This window comes from Streptomyces sp. NPDC005181 (genome assembly GCF_040608395.1).
Lineage (GTDB): Bacteria > Actinomycetota > Actinomycetes > Streptomycetales > Streptomycetaceae > Streptomyces.
Map to the genome: position 1 here is coordinate 18,493 of NZ_JBEXID010000034.1, position 20,471 is coordinate 38,963.

The window sequence follows — 20,471 nt, forward strand, 5'->3', positions numbered from 1 at the left end:
GCCACCGGCGCCGGCCGACCGTGCTGCCGAGGTCTGCCGGGCTCCGTAACCGCGCCGCTCAGACCGGAAGCCGCCGGAAGAGCGGCCGCGGCACATGGCGCAGCGCCGACATCACGACCCGCAGCGCCCCCGGTACCCACACCGTCTCCGAACGCCGCCGCAGTCCCGTCAGGATCGCGTCCGCGACCGCCTCCGGGGTCGTCGCGAGCGGCGCCTCGGCCATCCCCGCCGTCATCTTCGACCGTACGAAGCCGGGGCGTACGACCATCACATGCACCCCGGTGCCGTGCAGAGCGTCGCCCAGTCCCTGGGCGAACGCGTCCAGTCCCGCCTTGCTCGATCCGTAGATGAAGTCGGCGCGGCGGGCCCGTTCGCCCGCCACCGAGGACAGCACCACCAGCGATCCGTGGCCCTGCTCCTGGAGTGCGCCGGCGCACACCAGACCGGCGGAGACGGCCCCCGTGTAGTTGGTCTGGGCGACCCGTACCGCGGAGAGCGGCTCCTCCTCGTCGCGCTCCTGGTCCCCGAGGATGCCGAATGCGAGCAGCACCATGTCGATGTCGCCCTCGGTGAAGATCTTGCCGAGGGCGGTCTCGTGGGATTCGGAGTCGAGGGCGTCGAAGTCGACTGTACGGACGTATGCGCCCAGGGCGCGCAGTTCCGCTGCGGCCGACTCCAGTCCGGGCGAGGGGCGTCCGGCCAGCCAGACCGTGCGGGTGCGGCGGGCGATCAGGCGGCGCGCGGTCGCCAGCCCGATCTGGGACGTGCCACCGAGCACGAGCAGGGACTGCGGGGCACCGAAGGCGTCCTTCACGAAAACACTCCTAGCGGAAGCAACGGACAGAGAGTTGGGGAGAGAGGAAGGGGGAAGGGAGCCGGCGGGCGTGACGTGGACTCAGAGCGCAAGGCGGCGGGAGAGATCCGAGCGGAACGCCCGGTTCGGGTCCAGTTCGGCGCGCAGCGCCCGGAATTCGGGCAGCCGCGGATACATAGCGGCCAGCGTCTCGGGGCGCAGCCGGGAGTCCTTCGCCAGGCAGACACGTCCGCCGGCCGCCGCCACCTCCTCGTCCAGCCCGTCGAGGAAGCGGGCCAGGCCCGGCAGGGCGGCAGGCAGATCGAGGGCGAGCATCCAGCCCGGCATCGGGAACGACAGCCAGCCCGGATCGCCGTGCCCGAACCGCTTGAGCACGGCGAGGAACGACGGGCAGCGCCGCTGCGAGATCCGCCGGACGATCCGGCGCAGCGCCTCCTCCTGCCCGTGTCCGACGACGAACTGGTACCGCACGAAGCCGCCGCGGCCGTAGACCCGGTTCCAGTGCGGTACGGCGTCCAGCAGGTGGAAGTACGTGGAGAGCTTCTGGAGTTCACCGGTGCGGAATCTGGGGGCTCTGCGGTACCAGAGCTCGTTGAACAGGGCGACGGAGGTACGGCCGAGCAGCCCGTCCGGTAGGAACGCGGGCGCCGCAGGCAGCCGGCCAGGGCGGAACATGAGCGGTGTGCGCCGGTCGCGCGCCGGGAGCACATGCAGGGGTGCGTGCTCCCCGCGGGTGAGTACGGAGCGCCCGGTCGCCCGGCCGCGGGCGAGGAGGTCGATCCAGGCGGCCGAGTAGCGGTAGCGGTGGTCGGAGGCGGTGAGCCGGGCCATCAAGTCGTCCAGATCGACGGTCCGTTCGGTGTCGACCGACATCAGCGACGTCGCGACGGGGTGGAACCGGAGCGTGGCAGAGAGGATCACTCCGGTCAGTCCCAGGCCGCCCGCGGTCGCGTCGAAGAGGTCGGTGCCGGGCCGGACCGTCCGGATCGTGCCGTCGGCGGTCAGCAGCTCCATGTCCCGTACGTGTCGGGAGAAGGAGCCGGAGACGTGCTGGTTCCTGCCGTGGATGTCGGCGCCGATCGCGCCGCCCACGGTGACGTATCGGGTCCCGGGGGGCACCGGTACGAACCAGCCGAGCGGCAGCAGCACTTCCATCAGCCGGTGCAGGCTCACGCCCGCGTCGCACACCACCAGGCCGGCCGTGGCGTCGATGCTGCGGATCCGGTTCAGCGCGGTCATGTCGAGTACCGAGCCGCCCGCGTTCTGCGCCGCGTCGCCGTAGGCCCGGCCGAGGCCGCGGGCGATGGAACCACGGGGTCCGCAGCCGCGTACCGCGACCGCCGCCTCCTCGTGCGTACGGGGGCGGAACCGCAGCGCGGTCGTCGGGGCGGTACGGCCCCAGCCGGTCAGGGACACGGTGTCGACGGACATGGTGGTGACCGTATCGCCCGAGAAAACACCTTTGAGGGATTTGTTACAACACTCACCGAAATGGGTGATTGAAAGAGTGTCATCCGTTCGGGAGGCAAAACTCCCGCAGCCGACCAGAAGAGTGCGGTGGGGACCGCACACCGGTTTTTCGCGCCCAGGAGGGTACGCGCACGACATGGACTGGCTGAAGAAATTCCCCGTCATCGGACCGCTCGTCTCCCGGCTGATGACGACGCATGCGTGGCGCTCGTACGAAAGGCTCGACCGGGTCCACTGGACCAGGCTCGCCGCAGCGATCACCTTCATCAGCTTCCTGGCGCTCTTCCCGCTGATCGCGGTCGCCGCGGCGATCGGCGCCGCGATGCTCTCCACCGAGCAGCTGAACAAGATCGAGGACAAGGTCGCCGAGCAGGTGCCCGGCATCTCCGACCAGCTCGGCATCGCCGGCCTGGTGGACCACGCGGGCACGGTCGGGCTGGTCGCCGGTGTGCTGCTGCTCTTCACCGGTGTCGGCTGGATCGGTGCGATGCGCGACTGTCTGCGCGCGGTCTGGGAGATGGACGATGTGGACGAGGGCAATCCGGTCGTCCGTAAGCTCAAGGACGCCGGACTGCTGGTCGGCCTCGGCGGAGCGGCGCTCGTCACCCTCGCCGCCTCCACGGCCGGCTCCACCGCGGTCGGCTGGACCGCCCGACTGGTGGGCATCTCCGACCGGGGGGCCGGCGGGGTGCTGCTGCAGGTCGCCGCCCTGGTGGTGGCGGCCTTGGCCGACTTCCTGCTGCTGCTCTATCTGCTGACGCTGCTGCCCGGCGTCAAGCCGCCGCACCGCAGGCTGGTGACGGCCGCGGTGATCGGCGCGATCGGCTTCGAACTCCTCAAGCTGCTGCTCGGCAGCTATATGAAAAGCGTCGCGTCGAAGAGTATGTACGGCGCCTTCGGCGTGCCGATCGCTCTACTGCTGTGGATCAACTTCACCGCGAAACTTCTGCTGTTCTGCGCCGCCTGGACGGCGACGCCGAGCAGGCGGCAGACGAAGGAGGGCGCCGCGGACGTCAGCGGCGAGGAAGGCGGCGCACCAGGTCCGGCAGCGGCCAGCGCCGGTTGACCAGGAACACCCCGCCGGCCAGCAGCGCCAGGACCCCGCCGACGATCCCGAGCGCGATCCCTACCCCGCTGGAGCCCGCGCCGGCCGCGGCCGCCCTGGTGGTGTCCGAACCGTGCTTGCCCTTGTTCGCCGCGCCGTTCGCGCCCGCAGTGCTCTGTCCGCTGCCCGATTCCATGCCCTTGCCGGTTCCGGTCTGCGCGGACTTCGGGGGGACCAGTTCGCCGACCGGGGTCACCTTGCCGGCCGCGTCGAAGCCCCAGTCGAGCAGGCTCGCGGCCTCCTTGTAGACGGCGTGCCTCTCGTCGGACGACGGGTTCATGACGGTGACGAGCAACACCTTGCCGTTGCGCTCGGCAACACCGGTGAAGGTGTTGCCCGCGTGAGTGGTGTAGCCGTTCTTGACGCCTGCGATGCCCTTGTACGGCTCGACGCCGACGTCGCCGGTGAGCAGCCGGTTGGTGTTCTGGATCTGGAAGGTCTCGCGCTTCTTGCCGTCCTTCTTCTCGCCGGGGAAGTCGGCCGTGGCCGTCGAGCAGTACTCGCGGAAGTCCTCCTTCTGCAGCCCGCTGCGGGCGAACAGGGTGAGGTCGTACGCGCTGGAGACCTGGTGGGGGGCGTCGTAGCCGTCGGGCGACACGACGTGCGTGTCGAGGGCCTGCAACTCCTCGGCGCGGTCCTGCATGGCGGCGACGGTCTTGGGGACGCCGCCGTACATCGAGGACAGCACGTGCACCGCGTCGTTGCCGGAGCGCAGGAAGACGCCGAGCCACAGGTCGTGGACCGTGTAGGTCTGGCGCTCCTTCACGCCGACCAGGCTGCTGCCCTCACCGACATCGGCGAGATCCTTGTTCGTCACCTTGTGCTTCAGGGTCTTCGGCTGCAGCTCGGCCGCGTCCATGACCGTGTCCGCGAACAGCATCTTGAGCGTGGACGCCGGGGGCAGCCGCCAGTGCGAGTTGTGCGAGGCGAGCACCGCGCCGCTCTCCGCGTCCGCGACGATCCAGGACCGGCCGGTGAGGTCCTTCGGCAGCACCGGGGCGCCCGACCCCAGATCGACCTGGGTGCCGACGCGGCCGAGCCGGTCGCCGCCGACCTTCGACATCGGGGCGGTCGGCTTCGGTTCGTCGGTGGTGTCCTTGTCGGCCGCCGACGCGGGACCGACGACAAAGGTGGACAGCAGGACGGCAGAGGTGACCATCAACGCGGTCTTTTTCAGAGCAGGCACGGTCGGAAACGTACAGGCTGATGATGTGAACAGGGACGCGGACCGCCGGACCCGCCAAGCGGACCGCCGGGACAGCCGACCCCGAGCGTCCCGGCCGGAGCGCGGTGGCGATACTGGATTTATGAAGCTCACCCGCCCCGTCTCCTGGTTCCTGCTCGCCTTCGGGGTGTGGAGCTGGTGCATTTGGGTCACTTTCGCCAAGAATCTATGGAAAGACGGCAGTGGACTTGCCTTCGACGACGCGGGTGACCCGACTGCGTACTTCTGGGTGCATCTGCTGCTCGCCATCACGTCCTTTCTTCTGGGGACGGCGGTCGGCGTGATCGGGTTGCGCGGACTCAGGGCTCTGCGCCACGAACGTGCATAACCGGCCGCACGGCGGCCGGACATAGGCGTACGAAACACAGTTGTGCGGAACCGGAGTGGGAGCACAAGTGGCACTGGTCTTCGTTCTGGTGGCGGTCGCGGTCCTCGCGCTGCTGGTCGGGGTGCACCGCTATGCGTGGCGCCGTTTTGTCGGTGACACGACGGCGCCGGGCAGTGCGCTGCGCCGGGCGGGCACCGTGGCGGCCTGGCTGCTGCCGCTGCTGAGCATCGGCGCCCTGGTGTCCGGGCGTGCGGGCGCACCGTTCTGGCTGCAGCAGACGCTGGCCTGGCCGGGCTTTCTCTGGCTGGCGGCGCTCCTGTATCTGACGATGGCTCTTCTGGTCGGTGAGGTGGTGCGGCCGGTTCTGCGGCGGGTGCTCGTGCGTCGCGCGACGGGTGAGGGCAGGGCCGGCAGGGCCGCTGCCGCTGCCGGGAACGATGCGGCTGATACGGATTCATCTCCGGCTGAAGCGCCCGCGAGTGGGACCCTTGCCGGCCCGGCCACTCTCGTCGTCGAAGCTCCCGCCCCGTCCTCGCCGGCGGTCGACCCGTCCCGCCGGCTGTTCGTGGCACGGGCCGTCGGGGGCGCTGCCGCCGTCGCAGGGCTCGGTACCGCCGGCTACGGCACGTACGGTGTGCTCCGAGGCCCGCGCGTCAAGCGGGTCACCGTCCCGCTCGCCAAGCTGCCCCGGTCCGCGCACGGTTTCCGGATCGCCGTCGTCAGCGACATCCACCTCGGCCCGATCCTGGGCCGTGCCCACACCCAGCGGATCGTCGACACGATCAACGGGACCCAGCCCGATCTGATCGCGGTCGTCGGCGACCTCGTCGACGGAACCGTCGCCGACCTCGGCCCGGCCGCCGAACCACTGGCCCGGCTGACCGCCCGTCATGGTGCGTTCTTCGTCACCGGCAATCACGAGTACTTCTCCGGGGCGGCCCAATGGGTCGACCACGTAAGGGAATTGGGGCTCCACCCGCTGGAGAATGCGCGGGTCGAGATCGACGGCTTCGATCTGGCCGGGGTCAACGACGTTGCCGGGGAGAGCGAGGGGCAGGGCCCCGATTTCGAGCGCGCCCTCGGCGACCGGGACCGTACCCGCGCCGCCGTCCTCCTTGCCCACCAGCCCGTCGTCATCGACGAGGCGGTCGCGCACGGGGTGGATCTCCAGCTCTCGGGCCACACCCACGGCGGCCAGCTCTGGCCGGGCAACTACCTCGCCGAACTGGCCAACCCCACGGTCGCCGGGCTCGAACGCTACGGTGACACCCAGCTGTACGTCTCGCGGGGCGCGGGCGCCTGGGGCCCGCCGGTGCGGGTCGGCGCGCCCTCCGACATCACCGTCGTGCAGCTCGCTTCCCGGCAGGTGTAATCGCGGACGGAGCCTCACCACTGCGCCGCCGCACGACTGCACCGCTGCGTCGCACGACCGCATGCACAGCTGTCCTTCACAACCACACAGCGGCTCCGCAGTTTTCGGCCGTTCGGCCCGTGGGAGGTTTCAACTGCCAAAGAATTGGCTAAGAGATGCGGATTTCCCCTTCCAGATGTGAATATCGTGTGATTGGCTGAGGTCGAGCATGCGGTGATGTGCGTTTCTGAGCACATCTGCCCAGGTGGGGCTGGTAAGGGAGAGCACGGCAATGCGGTCGATCCGGCTACGGATTCTCGCGATTTTCGCGGTTTTGGTCATCGCAGGCGTCGTCGCCTGGCAGTTGCTTCCGTCGGACGAGGTGAAGAACGATCCGATCACGGTCGGCACGACGGACGAGGTGACCTCACTCGACCCGGCCGGTGCCTACGACGCCGGTTCCTGGGCGATGTACAGCAACGTCTACCAGTCGCTCATGACGTTCAAGTCCGGGGCGATCGTCCCCGAGCCGGACGCCGCCGAGAGCTGTGGGTTCATCGGCCAGAAGCTGCAGACGTACCAGTGCAAGCTGCGTGACGACCTGACCTTCGCCAGCGGCCGGAAGGTCACCGCCGCCGATGCCGAGTACTCCATCGAGCGCATGATGAGGATCAAGACGGACGTCGGCCCCTCGGTGCTGTTCCCCAGCCTGAAGAACGTGGTGTCCGAAGGCCGCACGATCACCTTCAACCTCTCCTCGCGTGACGCGACCTTCCCGCAGAAGCTCGCCACCGGAGCCGGTTCGATCGTCGACCGCGACCAGTACCCGGCGGACAAGCTCCGCACCGGGAACACGGTCGACGGCTCGGGGCCGTACATCCTGAAGTCGTACGAGCCCGGCACCGAGGCCCAGCTGGTCCCGAACCCCAAGTACAAGGGCGCACTGAAGAAGAGCGGCGTCCCGGTCAGCATCCGCTACTACAAGCAGTCGGACGACCTCCTGGCCGCCTGGAAGTCCGGGCAGGTCGATGTGACGCACCGGCAGCTGCCGCCCGCCACGCTCGCCGACCTCAACCCCGGCGACCCCGACATGCACATCACCGAGGCGGACAGCGCCGAGATCCGCAACCTGGTCTTCAACGTGCGCCCCGGCGCCCCGCTCGCCAACAAGAAGGTGCGGCAGGCCATCGCGGCGATCATCGACCGAGGGCCGCTGGTGACCGACGTCTACAAGGGCACCGTCGAGGCGCTCTACTCGCTGATCCCGCAGGGCTACATCGGGCACAGCACGCCGTTCTTCGACGCCTACCCGGCGCCCGACCCGGCGCGTGCCAAGAAGCTGATGCAGGAGGCCGGGGTGCAGATACCGCTGCACATCAACTTCGCCTATCGCGCCGACGACGCGTACACGAAGGAGACCGCCGAACTGCGCCGCCAGCTGGAGGCGGACGGACTGTTCAAGGTCTCGGTCAAGGCTGTGGAATGGCAGGAGTTCCAGAAGGGGTACGCGGCCGGCAAGTACGACGCGTACACCGTCGGATGGCTGCCCGACTACCCGGACCCCGACACCTTCAGCCAGCCGCTCGTCGGCCGCGACACCAGCCTTCACAACGGCTACAGCAGCAAGAAGATGGACCAGCTGATCTCGGCCACGCTGCAGTTCAGCGACCGCAGCCGCACCGCGGGGGACTTCAAGGACCTTCAGGCGCTGGTCGGCGAGGACGTGCCGCTCGTACCGCTGTGGCAGAAGAAGGACTACGTCGTCAGCACGAAAGATGTCTCCGGCTCGCAGTACCTGTCGGACGGCACGGGCATCTGGCGACTGTGGGAACTCAACTGGATCTAGTTCCGGGATCCCCGGCGGGGTGCTCGGCCGTCCCGGGCAGGAACTCCGTCAGTACGTCGTAGACCTGACGCACGAGCGGTCGCAGCACCCGGAATCGGGAGAGCGCGATCGCTCGTGCGCCGATCGGGGCGGTGCGTTCGACAAGACGGCGGCTTCGCTCGGCGCCCTCCGTCCGGTCGTAGACCCAGAACAGCACCAGACCCATCTGTATCAGCCACATCAACTGCGGCAGCTCTTCCGCCATGTCGGGGTCGGTCTTGGTGCTGGAGCCGGCCAGACACCGTTCATGAATGGAGATCGCCGCCTCCCGGGCCGCGACCGACTCCTTCGAGAACGGGGAGAGGGGGCTTTCCGGGTCGGCGGCGTTCTTGAAGAACTGGGCGGCGAAGCGGTGGTACGGCTCGGCCACGTCGAGCCAGCTGAGCAGCACCCCGCGGATGCGTACGGCCAGGTCCTTGTCGCCGGCCAGGACCGGCTGCACCGCCGCCTCGTGCTCGGCGGCGAGCCGGTCGTAGAAGCCCTGGACGAGGTGTTCCTTGCCGGCGAAGTAGTAATAGGCGTTTCCGACGGAAACCCCGGCCTCCTGCGCGATGGCCCGCATCGTCGTCTTGTCGTAACCGCGTTCCTCGAAAAGCCGGAGCGCAGTTTCGAGGATGAGTGTGCGGGTCTGCTCGCTCTTGGGAGCCTTGACTTCCTTCACGTCCTTCACTTCCTTCACCACGCCCCCGAGGGTATCCGCCCGGACCGGGAGATGTGCCTCTAGCTCTCGAGGTCCGGGACCTGGCAGGCCTCGTCCCCGGCCCCGCAGGGTGCGGCCGTCACCGACCGGTACTTCGCGGCGGCGAGCACCGACGCCCGGGCGAACGGCAGGCCCGCCGGGGTGGCCAGCCAGTGGGCCTTGGGCCGGTGTTCGGCCAGTGCCCAGAGACAGACGATCCAGGCGGAGGTCCCGCGGTAGATCTGCCCCTGGTCGCCGATCACGGTGATCTCGGAGAGTGTCCCGGCGTGGTCGATCCCGGGGAAGCGGCGCCGCGCCTCCTCGGAGGCCGCCGGGACCAGATCGAGCGGGACGAGCTGACGCTGCTTCATCAGCCAGTGACGCACATGGACGCAGAGCGAGCACTGCGCGTCGTAGAGCACGGCGAGCCGTTCGACGGGCGTCCGCCGCCCGTCGAACGGTGCCGTGATGTGTCCGGTCACCGGCCGGTGGCGGGTGCGGCCCACGGGCCCTGGCCGGTGGGGCCCGTCCAGCCCTGCGGCGGTACGGGCGGGGTCTGCTCGCGCTCCATCAGACCGCGGCGGCGGATCTTGTTGAGCACATAGACGTTTCCGAGGTGCATCACTCCGAGGACGAGCAGGACGACGCCGACCTTCACCGAGAGCGCCTCGAAGAGCCCGCGGGCGTCGGCGACCGCGTCGGAGTTCTTCAGGTAGAGGGTGACGAAGCCCAGGTTGACCAGGTAGAAGCCGACCACCAGCAGGTGATTGACGGCGTCGGCGAGCTTTTCGTTTCCGTGCAGGACGTCGGCGAGGAAGACCTTGCCGTTACGGCTCAGTGTGCGGGCGACCCAGATGGTGAGCGCCACGCTGATCAGCAGGTAGATGACGTACGCGACAACAGTGAGGTCCATGCCCCACCCTCCCTTGAACGCGTTCAAAAAGCTGTTGTCATGGACTGTAGACCGGAATTTGAACATGTTCAAGCCGGTACTCCGGGGTGCTCCTTCTCCGCAGTCCCGGACTCGGTGGCCGGTGCCCTGAAGTGCCGTACGCCCGGTACTGCCGCGGTTGCCAGACAAGCTGCGCCGACCGCCACCGCGGCGACGGCGAGGGGGACTTCGGCCCCCCAGGCCGAGGCGGCGAGCGGGGCCAGGGCATAGCCGAGCGGCATCGCGGCGAGGGAGAGCAGCCAGTCGTACGAGGTCACGCGGGCCAGGGCGTGCGCGGGCACCGCGGACTGGACCGAGGTGTTCCAGACCGGACCGAGGAAGCCGAGGCCTGCTTGCGCGATGCCGTACGCGGCGATGGTCGGCACAGCCGGCGCGCCCGCCGCGAGAAGGCCGAGCGGGAGCGCGTAGGTGGCGAGTCCCAGGTTGGCGACGAGGACCGGGCGGCGCGGGCGGGCGCGGCCGGCCAGCAGCGAGCCGAGCAGCAGGCCGATCGCACCGGTCTGGAGCAGGGCGATCCAGACGTCCTTGCCGCCCATATCCCGTACGGCGAGGGCCGGACCCAGGGTCATCAGCACGGCCGCCGCACCGTTCCAGGCGGCGTGGGCAATCAGGCTCGTCCAGTACCAGTCGCGGCTGCGGACCTCGCCCCAGCCCTCTCTGAGATCGCTGATCACCGATCGGCGCGGGATCGGCACATGCCGGACCTTGATGGCGGACAGCAGTGCGGCGCTCACCGCGAAGCTCGCACCGTCCAGCACGAAGGCCCAGCCCGGACCCGCGGTGAGGATCAGGGTTCCCCCGAGGGCGGGACCGGCCACCCGGGTCGCACTGTTCACGACGGCCATCAGGGCGTTGGCACGCAGCAGTCCCGGAGCTTCCACGGTGCCGGTGATCAACGGCGACACGGTCGGCATGGCGAACGCGCTCGCCGCCCCGCCGATCGCCTCGGCGACGGCGATCTGCCACAGCTGCGGCGCGCCGCCGAGCAGCTCCAGTCCGACGAAGAGCTGGGTCGCGCACCGTACGAGGTCGGTGGCGAGCGCGACCGTACGGGCGTTGAAGCGGTCGCCGACAACGCCGCCGAGCGGCAGCAGGACCAGCTTGGGCACCATCGCGCACGCCAGGACCAGGGCGAGGGCGGCGGTCGAGCCGGTGGCCAGATAGACGGCGAGCGAGAGTGCGGTGGGAATGGCGGCGTCGCCGAGGAGGGAGAGGGTGCGTCCGACGAAGAGCAGGCGGAAAGCGCGCGTGCGCAAGGGATGCGGCATGCGCAGGAATCTATTGCGGAAACGAACTATTCGCCAACGAAATATTCGGTACCGAAGCATTCTGGAACTCCGGGCGTACCCTTTCCTCATGGAGCGAAGCGACTGGACCGACGGACACGTGGAGCGGTGGAAGCCTGTGCTTCCCGACCTCGATCCCGATGTCGAGGGCGCGGTGACCCGTATGAAGAAGCTCTCGGTCCATCTGCGCCGGGTACGCGAACAGTCCCTGGTCGACTTCGATCTGGACCGGCAGGAGTTCGACACGCTCCACAAGCTCGCCGGACGCGGCGGGAGGGCGGCCCCCTCCGAGCTCGCCGCCGACCTCGACCTGGCCCCCGCCTCCGTCACCGGCCGGCTGGACGCACTCGAACGGCGCGGCTTCGTCCGCCGTACGCCGTCGACCACGGACCGGCGGCGGGTCAACGTGGAACTCACCGAGGAGGGGCGCTCGACCTGGCTCGGCGCGATGGACTTCCTCGGCCACGAGGAGTACCGGCTGCTCGGCGTCCTCGACCGGGACGAACGCACCCTGCTCAACGACATGTTGCGGCGCATCATGGTCGTCGCGGAGGACCGGGACGGCGCCCCGCGGGACTGAGTGCCGGCGAGGCCTGCGCTGCCTGAACGGCCCTGCGCCGCAACGCCGGGAGGGACGTTGCCGGTGCCCGGCCCCGCCCCCGTTCCGCCCCTCGCGTACTGACCGTCAGATGCTGAGTGAACGCGCCGTGTTGATCTGGGCCATCACCATCTGGAAGGTCTCCGGGCCCGTCGCCGCGATCATCGTCGAATGGTGCCGGCCGCCGCTGGTCACCGAGACCTGGATGAAACCGGTCGTCCTCTTCTCCTTCATCAGGAGGAAGAGCAGCCCGATCAGGCAGAGCAGGGCGAAGATGATCGCGAGCACGATCGCGACCGTCGGGATCCTCTCCTCGGTGCGTGACATGTCGGTGGCCGTCCACACCGCGCCCTTGAGGGGCATCGTGCCGGACGGCGTCACGATCGAGTCGTTCATGACGGTGATGTCGCCGAACGACATCATCGGCGCACCACCGCCGGGCCCCGGGCCCTGCTGCGGCGGGAAACCGTAGCCGGGCAGGGGCTGCTGGACGGCCGGCTGATTCGCGTTCGGGTAGCCGTAACCGGGGCCCGGCTGGGCCGCGGAGTCGGGCAGCTGCTGCGGGTAGCCGTACGACGGCGTGCCCGCGCCCGGCGTGCCCGCGCCCGGGTAGCCGTACCCCTGGGCGTCCGGGACGGTAGGCGGATTGCCCGGCTGCTGGGGAGGTCCCCACTTGTATGAGTCGTCCGCGTACGGATTCGGATCGCTCAACGTTCCCCGCTCTCGATCAAGCTTGTGCGCCCCGCGCCTTGCTGCGCCGGGGGCGGCGAACCGGTGTCCGGTTCCGCACGACCGTACCGTCAAGGCCCGAAGAACGCAGCAAGAGGCCCCGCTTCCCGCGGCGTTGGCGCGGAAAAGCGGGGCCTCCAGTGCAACTGGCGTAGCGGAAGGGTCAGAAGCGACGCGTGATCAGCGCGCGCTTCACTTCCTGGATCGCCTTGGTGACCTCGATGCCACGCGGGCACGCGTCCGTGCAGTTGAAGGTGGTGCGGCAACGCCACACACCATCACGGTCGTTGAGGATCTCCAGCCGTTGCTCGCCGCCCTCGTCGCGCGAGTCGAAGATGAAGCGGTGCGCGTTGACGATCGCCGCCGGGCCGAAGTACTGGCCGTCGTTCCAGAAGACCGGGCACGACGAGGTGCACGCGGCGCACAGGATGCACTTGGTGGTGTCGTCGAACCGCTCGCGGTCCTCGGCGGACTGCAGACGCTCGCGCGTCGGCTCGTTCCCCTTGGTGATGAGGAACGGCATGACATCGCGGTAGGCCTGGAAGAACGGGTCCATGTCGACCACGAGGTCCTTGAGGACCGTGAGGCCCTTTATGGCCTCGACCGTGATCGGCTTCTCCGGGTTGATGTCCTTGATCAGCGTCTTGCAGGCGAGCCTGTTCTTGCCGTTGATCCGCATCGCGTCGGAGCCGCAGATGCCGTGCGCGCAGGAGCGACGGAACGTCAGCGTGCCGTCGACGTCCCACTTGATCTTGTGAAGGGCGTCGAGAACACGCTCCTTCGGGTCGATCTCGATCTGGAAGTCCTGCCACTGGGCCTCGTCGGAGACCTCGGGGTTGAAGCGGCGGATCCGGAAGGTGACCGTGATGTACGGGGAGGCGGCGGACTCCGCCTCCACCTTGTCCAAAGTCGGGGTTGCCATCAGTACTTACGCTCCATCGGCTGGTAGCGGGTCTGGACGACCGGCTTGTAGTCGAGCCGGATCGACTCGGTGCCGTCGTCGGCGACCACGCGGTACGCCATGGTGTGGCGCATGAAGTTGACGTCGTCGCGGTTCGGGTAGTCCTCGCGGTAGTGACCGCCGCGGGACTCCTTGCGGGCCAGCGCGGAGGTCGCCATGACCTCGGCCAGGTCGAGCAGGTTGCCCAGCTCGATGGCCTCCAGGAGGTCGGTGTTGAACCGCTTGCCCTTGTCCTGGATGGACACGTTCAGGTAGCGCTGGCGCAGCTCAGCGATCTTGTCGACGGCCGTCTTGATGGTCTGCTCGGTACGGAACACCATCACATTGGCGTCCATGCACTCCTGCAGCTCCAGACGGAGCGTCGCGACCCGCTCGGTGCCCGTCGCGTTGCGCAGCCGCTCGACCTGGTCGATGACCAGCTGCGCCGGGTTCTCGGGAAGCTCGACGAAGTCGTGCTTCGCGGAGTACTCGGCAGCGGCGATGCCCGACCGGCGTCCGAAGACGTTGATGTCGAGCAGCGAATTGGTGCCCAGTCGGTTGGCGCCGTGCACGGAGACACACGCGACCTCGCCGGCGGCGTACAGGCCCGGGACGACGGTGGTGTTGTCGGCCAGCACCTCGCCCTGGACGTTGGTCGGGATGCCGCCCATGGCATAGTGCGCGGTCGGCTGGATCGGGATCGGGTCCGTGTAGGGCTCGATACCGAGGTACGTACGCGCGAACTCGGTGATGTCCGGGAGCTTCGCGTCCAGCTGCTCCGGCGGCAGGTGCGTGAGGTCGAGGTAGACGTGGTCGCCCTCGGGACCGCAGCCGCGGCCCTCACGGATCTCCGTGTAGATGGAGCGGGACACGACGTCACGGGACGCGAGGTCCTTCATGACGGGCGCGTACTTCTCCATGAAGCGCTCGCCGTCCTTGTTGCGGAGGATGCCGCCCTCACCGCGGGCGCCCTCCGTCAGCAGGATGCCCATGCGCCAGATGCCCGTCGGGTGGAACTGGAAGAACTCCATGTCCTCCAACGGCAGACCGCGGCGGTACGCGGCGGCCTGGCCGTCACCGGTCAGGGTGTGGGCGTTCGACGTCACCTTGAAGAACTTGCCGGTGCCGCCGGAGGCGAAGATGATCGCCTTCGCCTGGAAGACGTGGATCTCGCCGGTCGCCAGCTCGTACGCGACGACGCCCGCGGACTTCTTCAGCCCGGTCTCGGGGTCCTCCTGCAGCAGCAGGTCCAGGACGTAGAACTCGTTGAAGAACTCCACACCCTCCTTGACGCAGTTCTGGTACAGCGTCTGGAGGATCATGTGGCCGGTGCGGTCCGAGGCGTAGCAGGACCGGCGGACCGGGGCCTCGCCGTGGTTACGGCTGTGGCCGCCGAAGCGACGCTGATCGATCTTGCCTTCGGGCGTGCGGTTGAACGGCAGGCCCATCTTCTCCAGGTCGAGAACGGAGTCGATGGCCTCCTTCGCCAGGATCTCGGCGGCGTCCTGGTCGACCAGGTAGTCGCCGCCCTTGATCGTGTCGAAGGTGTGCCACTCCCAGTTGTCCTCCTCCACGTTGGCGAGCGCGGCGGCCATGCCGCCCTGCGCGGCGCCCGTGTGGGAGCGGGTCGGGTACAGCTTCGTCAGCACGGCGGTACGGCTGCGCTTCGTCGACTCGATTGCCGCGCGCATGCCGGCGCCGCCGGCGCCGACGATGACGGTGTCGTACTTGTGGATCTGCATGATTTCCTCTGGTCCCTCTGGCCCGGCGCCTAGCGGATGTTCGGGTCGAAGGTGAAGATCACCAGCGTGCCCAGCAGGACGGTGAACACCGTGGCGGTGTACAGGAGCATCTTGAGCCAGAAGCGGGAGTTGTCCCGTTCGGCGTAGTCGTTGATGACCGTACGGAGGCCGTTGGTGCCGTGGAGCATCGCCAGCCACAGCATCGCCAGGTCCCAGACCTGCCAGAACGGCGAGGCCCAGCGGCCCGCCACGAAGGCGAAGCCGATCTTGGAGACGCCGCCGTCCAGCACGAGCTGGATCAGCAGGTGGCCGATGACCAGGACGACGAGAACGATGCCCGACAGGCGCATGAAGAGCCAGGCGTACATCTCGAAGTTGGTGCGCGAAGCCTTGGGGCTCTTGCCGGTCCGCTTGCGCGGGGGCTCGATGAGCGGGGCCGGGTGGTCGATGTCGTAGAGGCTGACGCCTTCGACGGAACCGATCGCGGCGGAGGACTCGGTGGACATTGGCCTCAGCTCCCGAAGACTTCGCGTACGGCGTGGCCGAGGACGGGGTACAGGGCCCCGACCATCAGCACGACCCAGATACCCACGGCGGACCAGAGCATCTGCTTCTGGTAGCGCGGGCCCTTGGCCCAGAAGTCCACGGCGACGATGCGGAGACCGTTCAGCGCGTGGAAGAGAATGGCGGCCACCAGGCCGTATTCGAGGAGTGCGACGATCGGCGTCTTGTACGTGGCCACGACGTCGTCGTAGGCCTCGGGGGAGACGCGGACGAGAGCGGTGTCCAGGACGTGTACGAACAGGAAGAAGAAAATGAGGACACCGGTGACTCGATGAGCCACCCAGGACCACATGCCTTCCCGGCCGCGGTACAGCGTTCCAGCCGGCACGGAAGAACCCTCCGGGAGCGGGGATTGGGGTCGGCCGGCTTGACTGTCGGTCTGACCCGGCCGGGTACGGTCCACCGGCCCCGGCCATCGTAGCGACGGTTTGTCGGTTCGTTCGCGCGGGGGCCTCTGGTGTGATCAAAGTGGCAATCAAACAGGCACGGACGGGCTAGGGGTGTCCGGCCCTCAGGGCGTGTCCAGCCCCCAGGGAGTGTCCGCCGGGTCCTTGTCCGTCAACAGCTCGATGATGCGGCCCCGCGCCAGTCTGCGCATCTCGTCCGCCGTGATCACCCGCTCCTCGTCCGGGTCGTGGCCCAGCCTGGCCCGGATGCCGGCCAGCACCTGGTCCGGGTGCTCGGAGGGCAGGAAGGCGTCCAGGCAGATCACGAAGACATGACCGAAGCGGCACTCGTACGCGGCATGCGCGGCACTCAGCGCGAGATGCGCGGACGGGGGCGCCGCGTGGTGCAGTCCGGGGGAGTCCTCGGCGGCGAGTGCCTCGGCGAGATCCGCCGGGGCCAGGTCGTAGCCCGCCTCGTCGGCGGCGGCGAGCAGGGCGTCCAGATCGGGGTACGGGCGGTGGGCGGCCAGCCGTTGCGCCCAGCGGCGGCTGCCGCAGCAGCCGAGCAGGGCGGCTTCGGTGGCGGCGGGCGATGCTGTATTGAACCGGTCGAGGCCGCGGGAGCGGGCGCCGGCGCGGGCAGGGGCCGGACGGCAGCTCTGGACGGGTACGGCGGGCCGGCCGTCGTGTTGTGGCGGTGGTTCCGGGAGGCCGGCGTGGGACTCGCTGGGCCTGGACAGCGTGGGCTCCTCGGCTCATCGGCATCTGTGACCCTGGGGTCGGTGGGACGAGAGAGACCAGGGAGATGCAGGGTGAAGGGAGAGACGAATGTGATCCACCGCTAGCGAGGCTGGGTAACGGCCGTCCGACGGATGCGCGAATATCACCCGGAAGGGAGAGTTTCGGAACGTCCGATGGACGAATCTCCGAGGAGAATGCCCGGCTATCTCCATGCTTATGCCCTATTGCCCGCCTATATCGGAGGTTTCTGACCGATGTCGCTCTCACGCGGTGCGCTCGTGGCCGGCGCCGCCTTCACTGCGGCGGCCGCGGTGACGATCTCCGTCGTCGTCTGGCCGGAAGGATCCAACACCGGACGCCAGGGGGAGACGGCCGTGGCCAGTACCCCTTCGCACGCGTCCCCTTCCCCCTCACCGACCCGTAGCTACCCGCTCTCCACCGCACCCCGCACCATCCCCGCCGTACGCGAACACATCGCCGCCCGGGGCCCCGGCTGGCAGCCGGGCCCGACCAGTGGCGTCGTGATCGGCGACGGCAGCGGGGCGCTCGCGGACGAGGCGCAGCTGCTCGCCAAGGAGCTGAAGATCCGTTACCGGGGCGCCGTCCCCGTCCGCGCGGGCGATGTCGAGCTGGCCCTCGGAACCTCCGGCAAGAGCGCCCCCGAGTCGTACACCCTCAGGACCCACGACGGGCGCGTCACCATCACCGGCCCCGACCAGGCGGGTGTCTTCTACGGAACGCGCACCCTGAAACAGTCGCTGCGCGCCGACGGCACCATGCCCGAGGGGGAGGTGCGCGACCGCCCCGACCGGCCGCAGCGCGGGCTCAACCTCGACATCGCGCGCAAGTACTACAGCGTGGGCTGGATCGAGGACCGGCTGCGCGAGATGGCCGACCTCAAGCTCAACCAGCTGGGCCTGCACTTCTCCGACGACCAGGCATTCCGGATCGAGTCCGACACCCACCCCGAGGTGGTGTCGCCCGAACATCTCACCAAGGCGGAGGTCCGCCAGATCCTCGCCCTCGCGGGCCGGCTGCACATCGAGGTGGTCCCCGAGATCGACTCCCCGGGCCATCTCGGCGCCGTCCTGCGCGCCCACCCCGAACTCCAGCTGCGCAACACGGCGGGCGTGGCCTCGACCGGGTCGCTCGACATCTCCCATCCGGGCGCGGCGAAACTCATCGACCAGCTGCTCGGCGAGTTCACGAAGCTCTTCGGCGGTAGGTACTGGCATCTCGGCGGCGACGAATACCGCGCGCTGACGGTCCAGAACCCGGCTGCCTCGTACCCGCAGCTGCAGCGCGCCGCCCAGCTGAAGTACGGCGCAGCGGCCGGCATCAAGGACCTCGCGACCGGGTGGCTCAACGACCGGGCGGCGGTGGTGCGCCCGCACGGCCTGCAGCCCAAGGCCTGGAACGACGGCTTCTTCCGCGGCGGAACCGTCCGGGCCGACAAGGGCATCGAGGTCGAGTACTGGACGGGCAAGGAGTACGGCGCCCGGCCGCCGGAGGAGTACCTGAGCGAGGGCCGCCGGGTGGTGAACCTCAACGACGAGTTCCTCTATTACGTGCTCGGCCAGCCCAATGCGTTCATCTACCCGACGGGGAAGCGGATCTACGAGCTGTGGACGCCGCTCGTCCTGCGCGGCACCCAGCCGGTCCCGGCCCGCTACTCGGGCCAGATCCTGGGCGGCCGGTTCGCGGTCTGGGGCGACCTGCCGCAGGCGCAGACCCCGGCGCAGGTGGCGGCGGGGATCCGGATGCCACTGCGGGCCACGGCCCAGAAACTCTGGGATCCGAGGAGGCCGGCGCTGAGCTGGGGTCAGTTCCAGGCGCTCGCCGGGGCGATCGACAAGACGGGCTGAGCGGGCCGTACCGGATTTCGATGGACATCACGGTGGGCCGGGGCTACATTCCGCTTGCCGCGCGCTCCGCGGGTAGGGAAGCCGCGCGTTCTTGCGGATAGATCAGAATCCTGGGGGGCCACTTCATGCTGTGCTCGACCTGTCGCATCAGACCGCCGGTCACCGCGGAGGGGCTCTGCATCCTGTGCGCCGGGCCGGCCGGGGGGCCGGCGCCGATGCCTGCGGCCCCGCCCTTCGCGTCGCCGCAGCAGCAGTTGCGCTCACCCGACGGGCTCGCGAAGGCCGTCGTCATCCTGCTCGTGGTCGTCGCCGCGGCCGACCTGCTTGCCGTGCTCGCGGGGCTGAACATCCGCAGCCTGCTCGGCGATGCGCTGGACAACGGCCTCGCGACGCTCGACGACGCCGAGGCGGATCGCGCCGACAACCTGTACGTGGCCTCAGGGGTCCTCCAAGTCCTGGCGATGCTGGCCAGCGGTGTCGTCTTCATCCTCTGGTTCCGGCGGGTGCGGCTGAACGCCGAGGTGTTCGACGCGAGCATGCAGCAGATGAAGCCCGGATGGGCGGTCGGCGCCTGGTTCGTCCCGGTCGCCAACCTGGTGCTGCCGCGTCGGATCGCGGGCGGCATCTGGACCGCGAGCGCCCAGACGAACACCGACGGCAGCTGGCGCACGGTCTCAGCGGCCCCGGTCAATCTGTGGTGGGGGGCGTGGGTCTGCTCATTGCTCCTCTCCCGGTACGCCTCCCAGCAGTACATGAAGGCAGAGGACGCACAGGAGGTCATGGACGCGGCCGGCCGGATGCTGGCAGCCGATACGTTCGCCGTCGTGGCCGCGGTGTTCACGATCCTCTTCGTGCGCAAACTGACCCGGATGCAGGGGGAGCGGGCGGCGCTGGGCGTGTATCCGCTCAGCTGAGGACGGACCCGCTGAAGCTCAGTGGGGGACGAACCCCCGTTGAGGGGTGCGATTTCAGACTCCAGTAGTGACGATTTTGAGCCATTCGACGCTGAAAGCGGTATGCGGCGGCGGGAAGCGCCGCGTCCCCGTGCGGACCTGTGCGGGGACAGGTCGAGGGGGGAGAAGCCGATGAGTCTGCTGGAACTGATCGCCGCGGCGGACGAGCGGGCGCTGGTCGCGAGCGGAATCGCCTGCCTCGACCGGTGCCTGCCGCAGCCCGCGGAGGGCGCCGACCCCGACCCTCTGCGTCCGCTCTGGGCGGGCTGCGCCAACGGTGACGAGTGGACGGACCGCCTGGCTGAGGCCCGCGCGGCGCTGGACGGCGTGCCGCCCCGGGCGGACGGTGCCGTACCGGCGATACGGAAGCTGCTCGGCGAAGCGCCTGCGGAGCGGACGGATCCGGAGCTGCGCACGTGGGCGGACGCCTGCTCGCTCCTGGCCCTGGAGGTCCACCTCGGGCAGGACGCGACGCCCGGTGCCGGGGACGAGCTGTTGCGGCGCTGCCGCGAGGACGGTCCGGCGGGGGCCGGGCCGCTGGTGGCCGGGGAGGTGCGCCGGCAGATCCGGATCCTGGAGATGCTGGCGGAGACCTCGGGGGCTTCCCGCGCGGGGGCGGGACTGCGCCAGGTACTTGACGTCTCGACCGAGGGACAGCGGGTGCTCCGTGCGGCGACATCGCGGCGGGCGCGCGGGCGCGGGCCGGCGTGATCGAGCCCGTTCGGGCGAGGGGGCGCCGGACATCCTCGGGAAGTTGACGAGGACGACCGGGGCCGCCACCCCCCACAGGAGAGGCCCCGGTCGTCTTCCGCGGGGCCGCATGGCGACCCCGTACTCATCTCAGCGCCGCGACTGCGT

General features: G+C 69.2%; 21 protein-coding genes. 8 read left to right on the top strand and 13 right to left on the bottom strand.

Annotation, left to right across the window (positions count from 1 at the left end; genetic code table 11):
- Nucleotides 1–58: 58 nt before the first annotated feature.
- Both ABZV38_RS21885 and ABZV38_RS21890 read right to left on the bottom strand, forming a co-directional pair.
- The gene (locus ABZV38_RS21885) at nt 59–814 is read right to left on the bottom strand and encodes a decaprenylphospho-beta-D-erythro-pentofuranosid-2-ulose 2-reductase (RefSeq protein ID WP_356329354.1); all 756 of its coding nucleotides are present in this window, start codon (nt 812–814) and stop codon (nt 59–61) included.
- Nucleotides 815–895: 81 nt separating this feature from the next.
- Nucleotides 896–2,245 (bottom strand): FAD-binding oxidoreductase, encoded by a 1,350-nt coding sequence (locus ABZV38_RS21890; RefSeq protein WP_356329356.1) that lies wholly within the window; start codon nt 2,243–2,245, stop codon nt 896–898.
- A 175-nt stretch (nt 2,246–2,420) separates the two neighbouring features.
- Between ABZV38_RS21890 and ABZV38_RS21895 the strand changes: the two genes are divergently transcribed.
- Entirely contained in the window at nt 2,421–3,350 is a 930-nt protein-coding gene (locus ABZV38_RS21895; RefSeq protein ID WP_356329357.1) for a YihY/virulence factor BrkB family protein, read from the top strand.
- On the opposite strand, the gene ABZV38_RS21900 is transcribed toward ABZV38_RS21895, so the two are convergent.
- A complete protein-coding gene (locus ABZV38_RS21900) occupies nt 3,298–4,575 on the bottom strand; it encodes a serine hydrolase (protein ID WP_356329360.1) in 1,278 nt (425 codons plus the stop codon). The two genes, ABZV38_RS21895 and ABZV38_RS21900, sit on opposite strands and share 53 nt — an antisense overlap.
- A 121-nt stretch (nt 4,576–4,696) precedes the next feature.
- Between ABZV38_RS21900 and ABZV38_RS21905 the strand changes: the two genes are divergently transcribed.
- From ABZV38_RS21905 to ABZV38_RS21915, 3 genes are all read left to right on the top strand, one after another.
- Entirely contained in the window at nt 4,697–4,942 is a 246-nt protein-coding gene (locus tag ABZV38_RS21905) for a hypothetical protein (RefSeq protein ID WP_356329362.1), read from the top strand.
- A gap of 73 nt (nt 4,943–5,015) precedes the next feature.
- The gene (locus ABZV38_RS21910; protein WP_356329443.1) at nt 5,016–6,314 is read left to right on the top strand and encodes a metallophosphoesterase; all 1,299 of its coding nucleotides are present in this window, start codon (nt 5,016–5,018) and stop codon (nt 6,312–6,314) included.
- Between the two features lie 271 nt (nt 6,315–6,585).
- Nucleotides 6,586–8,139 carry an ABC transporter substrate-binding protein gene (locus ABZV38_RS21915; protein ID WP_356329364.1) on the top strand — a complete coding sequence of 518 codons (1,554 nt, stop codon included), beginning with the start codon at nt 6,586–6,588 and terminating at the stop codon, nt 8,137–8,139.
- Here the strand turns inward: ABZV38_RS21915 and ABZV38_RS21920 are convergent.
- The 4 genes from ABZV38_RS21920 to ABZV38_RS21935 all read right to left on the bottom strand — a co-directional run bounded on the left by ABZV38_RS21920 (nt 8,126) and on the right by ABZV38_RS21935 (nt 11,077).
- Complete coding sequence (locus tag ABZV38_RS21920) at nt 8,126–8,860, bottom strand: TetR family transcriptional regulator (RefSeq protein WP_356329366.1); 735 nt, start codon at nt 8,858–8,860, stop codon at nt 8,126–8,128. The two genes, ABZV38_RS21915 and ABZV38_RS21920, sit on opposite strands and share 14 nt — an antisense overlap.
- 38 nt (nt 8,861–8,898) lie before the next feature.
- Nucleotides 8,899–9,339 carry a DCC1-like thiol-disulfide oxidoreductase family protein gene (locus ABZV38_RS21925; RefSeq protein WP_356329368.1) on the bottom strand — a complete coding sequence of 147 codons (441 nt, stop codon included), beginning with the start codon at nt 9,337–9,339 and terminating at the stop codon, nt 8,899–8,901.
- A complete protein-coding gene (locus ABZV38_RS21930) occupies nt 9,336–9,770 on the bottom strand; it encodes a hypothetical protein (RefSeq protein ID WP_356329370.1) in 435 nt (144 codons plus the stop codon). Before ABZV38_RS21930 ends, ABZV38_RS21925 begins: the two co-directional genes overlap by 4 nt.
- Nucleotides 9,771–9,838: 68 nt before the next feature.
- Complete coding sequence (locus tag ABZV38_RS21935) at nt 9,839–11,077, bottom strand: MFS transporter (protein WP_356329372.1); 1,239 nt, start codon at nt 11,075–11,077, stop codon at nt 9,839–9,841.
- Nucleotides 11,078–11,165: 88 nt separating this feature from the next.
- Between ABZV38_RS21935 and ABZV38_RS21940 the strand changes: the two genes are divergently transcribed.
- Nucleotides 11,166–11,675, top strand: coding sequence for a MarR family transcriptional regulator (locus ABZV38_RS21940; RefSeq protein WP_356329373.1), 510 nt, complete (start codon nt 11,166–11,168; stop codon nt 11,673–11,675).
- 105 nt (nt 11,676–11,780) lie between these two features.
- Here the strand turns inward: ABZV38_RS21940 and ABZV38_RS21945 are convergent, their stop codons facing one another.
- The 6 genes from ABZV38_RS21945 to ABZV38_RS21970 form a co-directional block, all read right to left on the bottom strand.
- Complete coding sequence (locus tag ABZV38_RS21945; protein ID WP_356329374.1) at nt 11,781–12,404, bottom strand: hypothetical protein; 624 nt, start codon at nt 12,402–12,404, stop codon at nt 11,781–11,783.
- A 181-nt stretch (nt 12,405–12,585) separates the two neighbouring features.
- Entirely contained in the window at nt 12,586–13,344 is a 759-nt protein-coding gene (locus ABZV38_RS21950) for a succinate dehydrogenase iron-sulfur subunit (RefSeq protein WP_030914518.1), read from the bottom strand.
- Nucleotides 13,344–15,104 carry a succinate dehydrogenase flavoprotein subunit gene (gene sdhA / locus ABZV38_RS21955; RefSeq protein WP_356329376.1) on the bottom strand — a complete coding sequence of 587 codons (1,761 nt, stop codon included), beginning with the start codon at nt 15,102–15,104 and terminating at the stop codon, nt 13,344–13,346. Before sdhA ends, ABZV38_RS21950 begins: the two co-directional genes overlap by 1 nt.
- A 29-nt stretch (nt 15,105–15,133) precedes the next feature.
- A complete protein-coding gene (locus ABZV38_RS21960; protein WP_356329378.1) occupies nt 15,134–15,610 on the bottom strand; it encodes a succinate dehydrogenase hydrophobic membrane anchor subunit in 477 nt (158 codons plus the stop codon).
- 5 nt (nt 15,611–15,615) lie between these two features.
- A complete protein-coding gene (sdhC, locus tag ABZV38_RS21965) occupies nt 15,616–15,996 on the bottom strand; it encodes a succinate dehydrogenase, cytochrome b556 subunit (RefSeq protein ID WP_078852596.1) in 381 nt (126 codons plus the stop codon).
- A 183-nt stretch (nt 15,997–16,179) separates the two neighbouring features.
- A complete protein-coding gene (locus ABZV38_RS21970; protein WP_356329445.1) occupies nt 16,180–16,794 on the bottom strand; it encodes a 2-oxo-4-hydroxy-4-carboxy-5-ureidoimidazoline decarboxylase in 615 nt (204 codons plus the stop codon).
- A gap of 255 nt (nt 16,795–17,049) precedes the next feature.
- On the opposite strand from ABZV38_RS21970, the gene ABZV38_RS21975 reads away from it, so the two are divergent.
- From ABZV38_RS21975 to ABZV38_RS21985, 3 genes are all read left to right on the top strand, one after another.
- Nucleotides 17,050–18,660 (top strand): glycoside hydrolase family 20 protein, encoded by a 1,611-nt coding sequence (locus tag ABZV38_RS21975; protein ID WP_356329380.1) that lies wholly within the window; start codon nt 17,050–17,052, stop codon nt 18,658–18,660.
- Nucleotides 18,661–18,875: 215 nt separating this feature from the next.
- A complete protein-coding gene (locus ABZV38_RS21980) occupies nt 18,876–19,574 on the top strand; it encodes a DUF4328 domain-containing protein (RefSeq protein WP_356329381.1) in 699 nt (232 codons plus the stop codon).
- Nucleotides 19,575–19,745: 171 nt separating this feature from the next.
- Complete coding sequence (locus ABZV38_RS21985; protein WP_356329383.1) at nt 19,746–20,324, top strand: hypothetical protein; 579 nt, start codon at nt 19,746–19,748, stop codon at nt 20,322–20,324.
- The last annotated feature ends 147 nt before the right edge of the window (nt 20,325–20,471 follow it).